The sequence below is a fragment of the Bacillus sp. N3378-2at genome, assembly GCF_033412715.1.
In the GTDB taxonomy this organism is placed as follows: Bacteria; Bacillota; Bacilli; order Bacillales; family Bacillaceae; genus Bacillus; species Bacillus subtilis.
Genome location: NZ_CP117986.1, coordinates 2,752,501 through 2,765,970, shown reverse-complemented (window position 1 = coordinate 2,765,970; position 13,470 = coordinate 2,752,501). Strand labels below are relative to the sequence as shown.

11 protein-coding genes and 1 rRNA gene (1 of these 12 only partly in view) are annotated in these 13,470 nt (G+C 42.3%); 8 read left to right on the top strand and 4 right to left on the bottom strand.

Going from position 1 to position 13,470, the window contains the following annotated elements; all coding sequences use genetic code 11:
• Positions 1-285: 285 nt before the first annotated feature.
• The 4 genes from jag to rpmH form a co-directional block, all read right to left on the bottom strand.
• Positions 286-912 (bottom strand): RNA-binding cell elongation regulator Jag/EloR, encoded by a 627-nt coding sequence (gene jag, locus PUN35_RS14890; protein WP_014481513.1) that lies wholly within the window; start codon positions 910-912, stop codon positions 286-288.
• Positions 909-1,694 carry a YidC family membrane integrase SpoIIIJ gene (gene spoIIIJ / locus PUN35_RS14885; RefSeq protein WP_010886648.1) on the bottom strand — a complete coding sequence of 262 codons (786 nt, stop codon included), beginning with the start codon at positions 1,692-1,694 and terminating at the stop codon, positions 909-911. The genes jag and spoIIIJ overlap by 4 nt, the downstream gene beginning before the upstream one ends.
• A gap of 143 nt (positions 1,695-1,837) precedes the next feature.
• Positions 1,838-2,188: a ribonuclease P protein component gene (rnpA, locus tag PUN35_RS14880; protein WP_014481515.1), complete on the bottom strand. Its 351-nt coding sequence runs from the start codon at positions 2,186-2,188 to the stop codon at positions 1,838-1,840.
• A 151-nt stretch (positions 2,189-2,339) separates the two neighbouring features.
• The gene (gene rpmH, locus PUN35_RS14875; protein WP_003178075.1) at positions 2,340-2,474 is read right to left on the bottom strand and encodes a 50S ribosomal protein L34; all 135 of its coding nucleotides are present in this window, start codon (positions 2,472-2,474) and stop codon (positions 2,340-2,342) included.
• Positions 2,475-3,100: 626 nt separating this feature from the next.
• On the opposite strand from rpmH, the gene dnaA reads away from it, so the two are divergent.
• The 8 genes from dnaA to PUN35_RS14835 all read left to right on the top strand — a co-directional run.
• Entirely contained in the window at positions 3,101-4,441 is a 1,341-nt protein-coding gene (dnaA, locus tag PUN35_RS14870) for a chromosomal replication initiator protein DnaA (RefSeq protein ID WP_003242674.1), read from the top strand.
• A 188-nt stretch (positions 4,442-4,629) separates the two neighbouring features.
• A complete protein-coding gene (gene dnaN / locus PUN35_RS14865; protein ID WP_003226811.1) occupies positions 4,630-5,766 on the top strand; it encodes a DNA polymerase III subunit beta in 1,137 nt (378 codons plus the stop codon).
• A gap of 130 nt (positions 5,767-5,896) precedes the next feature.
• On the top strand, positions 5,897-6,112 hold the full coding sequence (gene rlbA / locus PUN35_RS14860; protein ID WP_003226810.1) for a ribosome maturation protein RlbA: 216 nt from the start codon (positions 5,897-5,899) through the stop codon (positions 6,110-6,112).
• A 15-nt stretch (positions 6,113-6,127) separates the two neighbouring features.
• Positions 6,128-7,240 (top strand): DNA replication/repair protein RecF, encoded by a 1,113-nt coding sequence (gene recF, locus PUN35_RS14855; protein ID WP_014478578.1) that lies wholly within the window; start codon positions 6,128-6,130, stop codon positions 7,238-7,240.
• A 17-nt stretch (positions 7,241-7,257) separates the two neighbouring features.
• The gene (gene remB, locus PUN35_RS14850) at positions 7,258-7,503 is read left to right on the top strand and encodes an extracellular matrix regulator RemB (RefSeq protein WP_003219266.1); all 246 of its coding nucleotides are present in this window, start codon (positions 7,258-7,260) and stop codon (positions 7,501-7,503) included.
• A gap of 54 nt (positions 7,504-7,557) precedes the next feature.
• Positions 7,558-9,474, top strand: coding sequence for a DNA topoisomerase (ATP-hydrolyzing) subunit B (gyrB, locus tag PUN35_RS14845; protein WP_003226808.1), 1,917 nt, complete (start codon positions 7,558-7,560; stop codon positions 9,472-9,474).
• A gap of 210 nt (positions 9,475-9,684) precedes the next feature.
• Positions 9,685-12,150, top strand: a complete 2,466-nt coding sequence (gyrA, locus tag PUN35_RS14840) for a DNA topoisomerase (ATP-hydrolyzing) subunit A (protein WP_003244540.1) — start codon at positions 9,685-9,687, stop codon at positions 12,148-12,150.
• A gap of 288 nt (positions 12,151-12,438) precedes the next feature.
• Positions 12,439-13,470: ribosomal RNA gene (locus tag PUN35_RS14835) — 16S ribosomal RNA — on the top strand; it runs 518 nt beyond the window's last position.

The following is a 13,470-nucleotide window of genomic DNA, read 5'->3' as shown; positions in this document are numbered from 1 at the left end:
TTCATCTATATAAAAAAATTTTTATTATGCCAAAACTAAAAGATAACATAGTTTGGTTCGAAGTGGAAGATTTGTTATCCACAGAAATAGAAATTCGTCCCTTATTACTTTAACTTATCCACATGTGAATAACAATTAATTTTATTTCCTGAACTTCCTTTTTATCAACAGGATACACCTAAAAAGAAAAAACTTAAACGGCAAAACCTTGATATTACTAGGAAAAGTAGATTTTTCTGATACAAAAAAACCGAAATCCAATTTTTATCGGACTTCGGTTTTATGCTATCTTTTATGGGAAATAACGAGATGACGATTTTCGCCTTCACCCATTGAATATGTTTTGATCTGGTGGTTTGCATATCCAGAAAGAGTATCGTGAATAATTTTTCTTTCGCTGGACGGCATAGGCTCAAGCTGGATGGATTTTTTCGTTTTCAAAACTTGGTCAGCAAGCTTGATGGCCAGCTGGCTCAGTGTTTCTTTTCTTTTCAAACGATAGTTTTCTGCATCCACCGTCACATTTTTGTATTGGCCTGGATAACGGTTAAGGGCAAGCTGTGTCAAAGTTTCAAGAGCGTTTAAGGTTTGTCCTCTTTTCCCAATCAACAATGCTGCCTTTTCACCTGTTATATGATATCTCACTGTCTTTTTGCTTTCTTGAACAGTCACATCAGACTTCCCGGCAATGGCTTCGGCGATCGTTTGAAGATATAACTTCGCTTGCTGAATCGGATCAATCTTTTCAACCAGCTTTACGATCGCAGGCTTTTTGCCGAAAATGCCGAGAAACCCTTTGTTTCCCTCTTCAATAATAATAATTTCTACCTTATCCTTCGTTAATCCCAGCTCTTGCAATCCGGACTGTACTGCTTCATCGACATTTCGCCCTGCAGCAGTCACATTCCTCACTTTTTCTTTCCTCCGGCTTTTTGCGGCTCAGGATTTTTTTTAATATCAGGTCCTTTAATGAGGAAAGTTTGCGCAATCATAAACAAGTTACCGACTACCCAATAAAGAGAAAGAGCCGCCGGGAAGTTGATCGCAAATACGATAATCATAATTGGCATAATCCAAAGCATCATCGCCATTTGCGGATTTTGCTGCGCATTGCCCGCCATCATCAGTTTTTGCTGAACAAATGTAGCGACACCGGCAACGATAGGAAGAATATAGTAAGGATCTTTTTCTCCTAAGTCAAACCATAAGAAGCTATGCTCTGAAATCGCCTGGGTTCTCATGATCGCATGATAGAATCCAATTAAAATCGGCATCTGGATCAAAATCGGGAAACATCCCGCCAATGGATTGACACCATGCTTTTGGAATAAAGCCATTGTTTCCTGCTGAAGCTTTTGCTGCGTTTTTTGATCCTTTGAGCTGTATTTTTCTTTAAGCTTTTGCATTTCCGGCTGTAAAGCCTGCATCGCTTTCGAACTTCTCAGCTGCTTAATCATCAGCGGTAAAATTAATAAACGAATTAAAATGGTAACTAGAATAATTGAAAGCCCGTAGTTATCTCCCGTCAATTTCGCTACATACGTAATGAGCTCAGACAATGGATATACTACGTACTTGTCCCAGAAATGCGGACTATCTGCAGTAATCGGCTCTTTCACACTCGAGCATCCAGCCAAAAGCATGAATACGCCAACCATACTTAATAGCAACCCTATTCTCCTTTTCAACAACATTTCCTCCTATAATTAATCTTTACACTCTTTTATTGCAAAGCATACTTGTATGTATTTTAGCATCTTTCAGTTTTAAATGGTGTCTTTTTCTGATCAACCAGAAAGGAAGCGCTTTTAAAAGTTGTAAGAAAGCGTGGTGATGCCTACTTTGACGAAGATTTCTTATATAATGAAGACTTTCTGAATAGATGCTGCAAACTTTTTTTCGTTTCCTCAAATGTCAGCTGGCTCGCCGGTTTTCTGGCAATAATGATGTAATCCTTTTCCTTCAGTCTCTCTTTCTCTTCAAGAAAGGCCTGCCGAATCAAACGTTTGATCCGATTTCGCATCACAGCATTGCCAATTTTTTTGCTGACGGAAAGCCCGACACGCAGTTCATCATTTTCAGGCTGATCAAGCGTATATAAGACAAACTGGCGGTTTGCAACTGATGTCCCATGTTTAAACACTTTTTGAAAATCTTCATTTTTCTTTAAACGATTTCGCTTCTTCAAATGACTCACTCCGATACTGGCTGGCAGAAACTTTTAAAATTTATTATGAACATGAGATGCATCTGAACCAGGAAGCATGCCCCGGTTCATTACGCATCACATCTATCTTTTCCCATAACGTGAAAAAAGACCACTGACATTATTCAGTGGCCTAAGCTGATAATACTTTTCTGCCTTTGCGGCGACGGCGTGCTAAAACTAGACGACCGTTTTTTGAACTCATACGGCTTCTGAAGCCATGAACTTTGCTGCGTTTACGGTTATTCGGTTGGAATGTTCTTTTCATTTATGACACCTCCCTCGAGGAATAGCTGTTAAAGACAGTCTTACTTATTATATTTGCGTTACCTATTCATTGTCAACTTCACTAGTGCTTTTATTTCTTGCAACCATAATAGGATACCATACCTTTTCAACTTTCGAAACCTTATTTTTTAGATTCCTTATTTTTACGGAAAAAAGACAAATCCAAATAATTTGCCCCTAAAATCACGCATGTGGATATCTTTTTCGGCTTTTTTTAGTATCCACAGAGGTTATCGACAACATTTTCACATTACCAACCCCTGTGGACAAGGCTTTTTCAACAGGTTGTCCGCTTTGTGGATAAGATTGTGACAACCATTGCAAGCTCTCGTTTATTTTGGTATTATATTTGTGTTTTAACTCTTGATTACTAATCCTACCTTTCCTCTTTATCCACAAAGTGTGGATAAGTTGTGGATTGATTTCACACAGCTTGTGTAGCAGGTTGTCCACAAGTTGTGAAATTTGTCGAAAAGCTATTTATCTACTATATTATATGTTTTCAACATTTAATGTGTACGAATGGTAAGCGCCATTTGCTCTTTTTTTGTGTTCTATAACAGAGAAAGACAACATTTTCTATGAAAAGGAGGGACGTGCCGGAAGATGGAAAATATATTAGACCTGTGGAACCAAGCCCTTGCTCAAATCGAAAAAAAGTTGAGCAAACCGAGTTTTGAGACTTGGATGAAGTCAACCAAAGCCCACTCACTGCAAGGCGATACATTAACGATCACGGCTCCCAATGAATTTGCCAGAGACTGGCTGGAGTCCAGATACTTGCATCTGATTGCAGATACTATATATGAATTAACCGGGGAAGAATTGAGCATTAAGTTTGTCATTCCTCAAAATCAAGATGTTGAGGACTTTATGCCGAAACCGCAAGTCAAAAAAGCGGTCAAAGAAGATACATCTGATTTTCCTCAAAATATGCTCAATCCAAAATATACTTTTGATACTTTTGTCATCGGATCTGGAAACCGATTTGCACACGCTGCTTCCCTCGCAGTAGCGGAAGCACCCGCGAAAGCTTACAACCCTTTATTTATCTATGGGGGCGTCGGCTTAGGGAAAACGCACTTAATGCATGCGATCGGCCATTATGTAATAGATCATAATCCTTCTGCCAAAGTGGTTTATCTGTCTTCTGAGAAATTTACAAACGAATTCATCAACTCTATCCGAGATAATAAAGCCGTCGACTTCCGCAATCGCTATCGAAATGTTGATGTGCTTTTGATAGATGATATTCAATTTTTAGCGGGGAAAGAACAAACCCAGGAAGAATTTTTCCATACATTTAACACATTGCACGAAGAAAGCAAACAAATCGTCATTTCAAGTGACCGACCGCCAAAGGAAATTCCGACACTTGAGGACAGATTGCGCTCTCGTTTTGAATGGGGACTTATTACAGATATCACACCGCCTGATCTAGAAACGAGAATTGCAATTTTAAGAAAAAAAGCCAAAGCAGAAGGCCTCGATATTCCGAACGAGGTTATGCTTTACATCGCGAATCAAATCGACAGCAATATTCGGGAACTCGAAGGAGCATTAATCAGAGTTGTCGCTTATTCATCTTTAATTAATAAAGATATTAATGCTGATCTGGCCGCTGAGGCGTTGAAAGATATTATTCCTTCCTCAAAACCGAAAGTCATTACGATAAAAGAAATTCAGAGGGTAGTAGGCCAGCAATTTAATATTAAACTCGAGGATTTCAAAGCAAAAAAACGGACAAAGTCAGTAGCTTTTCCGCGTCAAATCGCCATGTACTTATCAAGGGAAATGACTGATTCCTCTCTTCCTAAAATCGGTGAAGAGTTTGGAGGACGTGATCATACGACCGTTATTCATGCGCATGAAAAAATTTCGAAACTGCTGGCAGATGATGAACAGCTTCAGCAGCATGTAAAAGAAATTAAAGAACAGCTTAAATAGCAGGACCAGGGATCAATCGGGGAAAGTGTGAATAACTTTTCGGAAGTCATACACAGTCTGTCCACATGTGGATAGGCTGTGTTTCCTGTCTTTTTCACAACTTATCCACAAATCCACAGGCCCTACTATTACTTCTACTATTTTTTATAAATATATATATTAATACATTATCCGTTAGGAGGATAAAAATGAAATTCACGATTCAAAAAGATCGTCTTGTTGAAAGTGTCCAAGATGTATTAAAAGCAGTTTCATCCAGAACCACGATTCCCATTCTGACTGGTATTAAAATTGTTGCATCAGATGATGGAGTATCCTTTACAGGGAGTGACTCAGATATTTCTATTGAATCCTTCATTCCAAAAGAAGAAGGAGATAAAGAAATCGTCACTATTGAACAGCCCGGAAGCATCGTTTTACAGGCTCGCTTTTTTAGTGAAATTGTAAAAAAATTGCCGATGGCAACTGTAGAAATTGAAGTCCAAAATCAGTATTTGACGATTATCCGTTCTGGTAAAGCTGAATTTAATCTAAACGGACTGGATGCTGACGAGTATCCGCACTTGCCGCAGATTGAAGAGCATCATGCGATTCAGATCCCAACTGATTTGTTAAAAAATCTAATCAGACAAACAGTATTTGCAGTGTCCACCTCAGAAACACGCCCTATCTTGACAGGTGTAAACTGGAAAGTGGAGCAAAGTGAATTATTATGCACTGCAACGGATAGCCACCGTCTTGCATTAAGAAAGGCCAAACTTGATATTCCAGAAGACAGATCTTATAACGTCGTGATTCCGGGAAAAAGTTTAACTGAACTCAGCAAGATTTTAGATGACAACCAGGAACTTGTAGATATCGTCATCACAGAAACCCAAGTTCTGTTTAAAGCGAAAAACGTCTTATTCTTCTCACGGCTTCTGGACGGGAATTATCCAGACACAACCAGCCTGATTCCGCAAGACAGCAAAACAGAAATCATTGTGAACACAAAAGAATTCCTTCAGGCCATTGATCGTGCATCTCTTTTAGCTAGAGAGGGACGCAACAACGTTGTAAAACTGTCCGCAAAACCGGCTGAATCCATTGAAATTTCTTCCAATTCACCGGAAATCGGTAAAGTTGTGGAAGCAATTGCTGCGGATCAAATTGAAGGTGAGGAATTAAATATCTCTTTTAGTCCAAAATATATGCTGGATGCACTAAAGGTGCTTGAAGGAGCAGAAATACGCGTAAGCTTTACAGGTGCAATGAGACCTTTCTTAATTCGCACGCCGAATGATGAAACGATTGTACAGCTTATCCTCCCTGTCAGAACCTATTAATCCGATACACTGCTGCCGACTTGTCGGCAGCTTTTCTATTCGGTATCTGCTCCGACAAGTTTTCCCTTTCCCTAATTCGTTTTTTTTTAGTACAATTAGATATTAGTGATATTTGAAAGAGGTCGATATAATGGCAAATCCGATTTCAATTGATACAGAGATGATTACACTCGGACAATTCTTAAAATTAGCCGATGTGATTCAGTCTGGCGGTATGGCGAAGTGGTTTTTAAGCGAGCATGAAGTGCTTGTGAACGATGAGCCGGACAACCGCCGGGGCAGAAAGCTGTATGTTGGAGATGTGGTAGAGATTGAAGGATTTGGTTCATTTCAAGTCGTCAATTAAAGCGGGTGACACTGATTGTATATCCAGAACTTAGAACTTTCATCTTACCGCAACTACGACCATGCTGAACTTCAATTTGAAAATAAAGTAAATGTGATCATCGGAGAAAACGCCCAGGGGAAGACAAACCTCATGGAGGCGATCTATGTCTTGTCCATGGCGAAATCGCACCGGACATCAAATGACAAAGAACTTATACGGTGGGACAAAGACTATGCTAAAATAGAGGGAAGAGTGATGAAGCAAAACGGGGCGATCCCGATGCAGCTCGTCATCTCCAAAAAGGGTAAAAAGGGCAAGGTCAATCATATTGAACAGCAAAAGCTCAGCCAGTATGTCGGGGCCCTCAACACCATTATGTTCGCGCCGGAAGATTTAAATCTTGTAAAGGGAAGCCCTCAAGTGAGAAGGCGGTTTCTTGACATGGAAATTGGACAGGTTTCTCCCGTCTATCTTCATGATCTTTCTCTTTACCAGAAAATCCTTTCCCAGCGGAATCATTTTTTGAAACAGCTGCAAACAAGAAAACAAACTGACCGGACGATGCTCGATGTTCTGACCGATCAGCTTATAGAAGTTGCAGCAAAAGTCGTCGTAAAACGCCTGCAGTTTACAGCACAGCTCGAGAAATGGGCGCAGCCCATCCATGCAGGCATCTCAAGAGGGCTTGAAGAACTTACCCTGAAATACCATACAGCTCTTGATGTATCAGATCCCCTAGATTTGTCGAAAATAGGAGATAGCTATCAAGAAGCGTTTTCTAAATTAAGAGAAAAAGAAATTGAGCGTGGTGTGACGCTGTCAGGGCCTCATCGCGATGATGTTCTTTTCTATGTGAACGGACGCGATGTGCAGACGTATGGTTCTCAAGGACAGCAGCGAACGACGGCGTTGTCCCTTAAGCTGGCGGAGATTGACCTGATCCATGAAGAAATCGGAGAATATCCCATTTTACTATTGGATGATGTACTGAGTGAACTGGATGATTATCGCCAGTCACACTTGCTTCATACGATCCAAGGCCGTGTACAAACGTTTGTCACAACGACAAGCGTTGATGGCATTGATCACGAAACCTTACGTCAAGCAGGAATGTTCCGTGTGCAAAATGGTGCGTTAGTGAAGTGAAGAAATGAGGTGAGCAATTGTATATTCATTTAGGTGATGACTTTGTGGTTTCAACACGAGATATTGTCGGCATTTTTGACTTTAAAGCCAACATGTCGCCTATTGTTGAAGAATTTCTGAAAAAACAGAAACACAAGGTGGTGCCTTCCGTAAACGGCACGCCCAAATCTATCGTAGTCACGGTTCAGAATATATATTACTCTCCCTTATCTTCCAGCACATTAAAAAAACGTGCGCAATTTATGTTTGAAATAGATTCTTAGAAATTTTTTATCACGAATATATCGTTTAGAAAAGTGTAGGTGAATGACGTGGCTATGGAACAGCAGCAAAACAGTTATGATGAAAATCAGATACAGGTACTAGAAGGATTGGAAGCTGTTCGTAAAAGACCGGGGATGTATATCGGTTCGACAAACAGCAAAGGCCTTCACCACCTGGTATGGGAAATTGTCGACAATAGTATTGACGAAGCCCTCGCCGGTTATTGTACGGATATCAATATCCAAATCGAAAAAGACAACAGTATCACGGTTGTAGATAATGGCCGCGGTATTCCAGTCGGTATTCATGAAAAAATGGGCCGTCCTGCGGTAGAAGTCATTATGACGGTACTTCATGCCGGAGGAAAATTTGACGGAAGCGGCTATAAAGTATCCGGAGGATTACACGGTGTAGGTGCGTCTGTCGTAAACGCACTATCAACAGAGCTTGATGTGACGGTTCACCGTGACGGTAAAATTCACCGCCAAACTTATAAACGCGGAGTTCCGGTTACAGACCTTGAAATCATTGGCGAAACGGATCATACAGGAACGACGACACATTTTGTCCCGGACCCTGAAATTTTCTCAGAAACAACCGAGTATGATTATGATCTGCTTGCCAACCGCGTACGTGAATTAGCCTTTTTAACAAAGGGCGTAAACATCACGATTGAGGATAAACGTGAAGGACAAGAGCGCAAAAATGAATACCATTACGAAGGCGGAATTAAAAGTTATGTAGAGTATTTAAACCGCTCTAAAGAGGTTGTCCATGAAGAGCCGATTTACATTGAAGGCGAAAAGGACGGCATTACGGTTGAAGTGGCTTTGCAATACAATGACAGCTACACAAGCAACATTTACTCGTTTACAAACAACATTAACACGTACGAAGGCGGTACCCATGAAGCTGGCTTCAAAACGGGCCTGACTCGTGTTATCAACGATTACGCCAGAAAAAAAGGGCTTATTAAAGAAAATGATCCAAACCTAAGCGGAGATGACGTAAGGGAAGGGCTGACAGCGATTATTTCAATCAAACACCCTGATCCGCAGTTTGAGGGCCAAACGAAAACAAAGCTGGGCAACTCAGAAGCACGGACGATCACCGATACGTTATTTTCTACGGCGATGGAAACATTTATGCTGGAAAATCCAGATGCAGCCAAAAAAATTGTCGATAAAGGCTTAATGGCGGCAAGAGCAAGAATGGCTGCGAAAAAAGCCCGTGAACTAACACGTCGTAAGAGTGCTTTGGAAATTTCAAACCTGCCCGGTAAGTTAGCGGACTGCTCTTCAAAAGATCCGAGCATCTCCGAGTTATATATCGTAGAGGGTGACTCTGCCGGAGGATCTGCTAAACAAGGACGCGACAGACATTTCCAAGCCATTTTGCCGCTTAGAGGTAAAATCCTAAACGTTGAAAAGGCCAGACTGGATAAAATCCTTTCTAACAACGAAGTTCGCTCTATGATCACAGCGCTCGGCACAGGTATTGGGGAAGACTTCAACCTTGAGAAAGCCCGTTACCACAAAGTTGTCATTATGACAGATGCCGATGTTGACGGCGCGCACATCAGAACACTGCTGTTAACGTTCTTTTACAGATATATGCGCCAAATTATCGAAAATGGCTACGTGTACATTGCACAGCCGCCGCTCTACAAGGTTCAACAGGGGAAACGTGTTGAATATGCGTACAATGACAAGGAGCTTGAAGAGCTGTTAAAAACTCTTCCTCAAACGCCTAAGCCTGGACTGCAGCGTTACAAAGGTCTTGGTGAAATGAATGCCACCCAGCTATGGGAGACAACCATGGATCCTAGCTCCAGAACACTTCTTCAGGTAACTCTTGAAGATGCAATGGATGCGGACGAGACTTTTGAAATGCTTATGGGCGACAAAGTAGAACCGCGCCGAAACTTCATAGAAGCGAATGCGAGATACGTTAAAAATCTTGACATCTAATCATAAAAAGCCTTATTTCCAATAAGAAATAAGGCTTTTTTCTGAACAAGATCAGATGCAGCAATGCTTGCAATACCTATATATTCTAGCAATTTAATGTGTATAATCATAAGTTTATTGATATAATGGAGAATAGTGAAATCGTATTGAAGGTCATAATGGACAATCTACTCCCACATATTTCATGTGATACTTCAGGGAGGTTTTTTAATGAGTGAACAAAACACACCACAAGTTCGTGAAATAAATATCAGTCAGGAAATGCGTACGTCCTTCTTGGATTATGCAATGAGCGTTATCGTGTCCCGTGCTCTTCCGGATGTTCGAGACGGTTTAAAACCGGTTCATAGACGGATTTTGTATGCAATGAATGATTTAGGCATGACAAGTGACAAGCCTTATAAAAAATCCGCGCGTATCGTTGGAGAAGTTATCGGGAAATACCACCCGCACGGTGATTCAGCGGTATATGAATCCATGGTTAGAATGGCTCAGGATTTCAACTACCGTTATATGCTCGTTGACGGTCATGGAAACTTCGGTTCTGTTGACGGAGACTCAGCGGCGGCCATGCGTTATACAGAAGCAAGAATGTCTAAAATCTCAATGGAGATTCTTCGCGACATCACAAAAGACACAATCGATTACCAGGATAACTATGACGGGTCAGAAAGAGAACCTGTCGTTATGCCTTCAAGGTTCCCGAATCTGCTCGTGAACGGTGCTGCCGGCATTGCGGTAGGTATGGCAACAAACATTCCTCCTCACCAGCTGGGAGAAATCATTGACGGTGTACTTGCTGTCAGTGAGAATCCGGACATTACCATTCCAGAGCTTATGGAAGTCATTCCAGGGCCTGATTTCCCGACCGCGGGTCAAATCTTGGGACGCAGCGGTATCCGGAAAGCATACGAATCAGGCCGAGGCTCTATCACGATCCGGGCAAAAGCTGAGATCGAACAAACATCTTCGGGTAAAGAAAGAATTATCGTTACAGAGTTACCTTACCAAGTAAATAAGGCGAAATTAATTGAGAAAATTGCTGATCTCGTAAGGGACAAAAAGATAGAGGGTATCACAGATCTGCGTGATGAGTCAGATCGTACAGGTATGAGAATTGTCATTGAAATAAGACGCGATGCCAATGCAAATGTCATCTTAAACAATCTGTACAAACAAACTGCTCTACAAACATCTTTTGGCATCAACCTGCTTGCACTTGTTGATGGCCAGCCGAAAGTTTTAACTCTTAAGCAATGCCTGGAGCATTACCTTGACCACCAAAAAGTTGTCATTAGACGCCGTACTGCTTATGAATTGCGTAAAGCAGAAGCGAGAGCTCATATCTTGGAAGGATTGAGAGTTGCACTGGATCATCTCGATGCAGTTATCTCCCTTATCCGTAATTCTCAAACGGCTGAAATTGCGAGAACAGGTTTAATTGAACAATTCTCACTGACAGAGAAGCAAGCACAAGCGATCCTTGACATGAGGCTCCAGCGTTTAACGGGACTGGAACGTGAAAAGATCGAAGAAGAATACCAATCTCTTGTTAAATTAATTGCAGAGCTAAAAGACATCTTGGCAAATGAATATAAAGTGCTTGAGATCATTCGTGAAGAACTCACGGAAATCAAAGAGCGTTTTAACGATGAAAGACGTACTGAGATCGTCACTTCTGGACTGGAGACAATTGAAGATGAAGATCTCATCGAGAGAGAAAATATCGTAGTTACTCTGACGCACAACGGATACGTCAAACGTCTTCCTGCATCAACTTACCGCAGTCAAAAACGGGGCGGAAAAGGTGTACAAGGTATGGGAACAAACGAAGATGATTTCGTTGAACATTTGATATCTACGTCAACTCATGACACGATTCTCTTCTTCTCGAACAAGGGGAAAGTGTATCGTGCAAAAGGGTATGAAATCCCTGAATACGGCAGAACGGCAAAAGGAATCCCGATTATTAACCTGCTGGAGGTAGAAAAGGGTGAGTGGATCAACGCGATTATTCCAGTCACGGAATTCAATGCGGAGCTTTACCTTTTCTTCACTACAAAGCATGGGGTTTCAAAACGAACATCACTATCTCAATTCGCTAATATCCGCAACAATGGTCTAATCGCTCTGAGTCTTCGTGAAGACGATGAACTGATGGGTGTACGTCTGACTGATGGCACAAAACAAATCATCATTGGAACGAAAAACGGTTTACTGATCCGTTTCCCTGAAACAGATGTTCGGGAGATGGGAAGAACTGCGGCGGGCGTAAAAGGCATCACCCTGACGGATGACGACGTTGTTGTCGGCATGGAGATATTAGAGGAAGAATCACACGTCCTTATCGTTACTGAAAAAGGGTACGGAAAACGAACTCCGGCTGAAGAGTACAGAACCCAAAGCCGGGGCGGAAAAGGACTCAAAACAGCGAAAATCACCGAGAACAACGGCCAACTAGTAGCAGTGAAAGCTACTAAAGGTGAAGAGGATCTAATGATTATTACAGCTAGCGGCGTACTCATCAGAATGGACATCAATGATATCTCCATCACCGGACGTGTCACTCAAGGTGTGCGTCTCATCAGAATGGCAGAAGAAGAGCATGTTGCTACAGTAGCTTTAGTAGAGAAAAACGAAGAAGATGAGAATGAAGAAGAACAAGAAGAAGTGTGAAAAAAAGCGCAGCTGAAATAGCTGTGCTTTTTTTGTCATAACCCTTTACAGCCATAAAAATTATGGTATAATCATTTCTGTTGTCTTTTTAAAGACACAAGCATGACCATTATGACTAGTAAAAACTTTTTTAAAAAAGTATTGACCTAGTTAACTAAAAATGTTACTATTAAGTAGTCGCTTCGAGAGAAGCACACAAAGTTCTTTGAAAACTAAACAAGACAAAACGTACCTGTTAATTCAGTTTTTAAAAATCGCACAGTGATGTGCGTAGTCAGTCAAACTACTTTATCGGAGAGTTTGATCCTGGCTCAGGACGAACGCTGGCGGCGTGCCTAATACATGCAAGTCGAGCGGACAGATGGGAGCTTGCTCCCTGATGTTAGCGGCGGACGGGTGAGTAACACGTGGGTAACCTACCTGTAAGACTGGGATAACTCCGGGAAACCGGGGCTAATACCGGATGGTTGTTTGAACCGCATGGTTCAAACATAAAAGGTGGCTTCGGCTACCACTTACAGATGGACCCGCGGCGCATTAGCTAGTTGGTGAGGTAACGGCTCACCAAGGCGACGATGCGTAGCCGACCTGAGAGGGTGATCGGCCACACTGGGACTGAGACACGGCCCAGACTCCTACGGGAGGCAGCAGTAGGGAATCTTCCGCAATGGACGAAAGTCTGACGGAGCAACGCCGCGTGAGTGATGAAGGTTTTCGGATCGTAAAGCTCTGTTGTTAGGGAAGAACAAGTACCGTTCGAATAGGGCGGTACCTTGACGGTACCTAACCAGAAAGCCACGGCTAACTACGTGCCAGCAGCCGCGGTAATACGTAGGTGGCAAGCGTTGTCCGGAATTATTGGGCGTAAAGGGCTCGCAGGCGGTTTCTTAAGTCTGATGTGAAAGCCCCCGGCTCAACCGGGGAGGGTCATTGGAAACTGGGGAACTTGAGTGCAGAAGAGGAGAGTGGAATTCCACGTGTAGCGGTGAAATGCGTAGAGATGTGGAGGAACACCAGTGGCGAAGGCGACTCTCTGGTCTGTAACTGACGCTGAGGAGCGAAAGCGTGGGGAGCGAACAGGATTAGATACCCTGGTAGTCCACGCCGTAAACGATGAGTGCTAAGTGTTAGGGGGTTTCCGCCCCTTAGTGCTGCAGCTAACGCATTAAGCACTCCGCCTGGGGAGTACGGTCGCAAGACTGAAACTCAAAGGAATTGACGGGGGCCCGCACAAGCGGTGGAGCATGTGGTTTAATTCGAAGCAACGCGAAGAACCTTACCAGGTCTTGACATCCTCTGACAATCCTAGAGATAGGACGT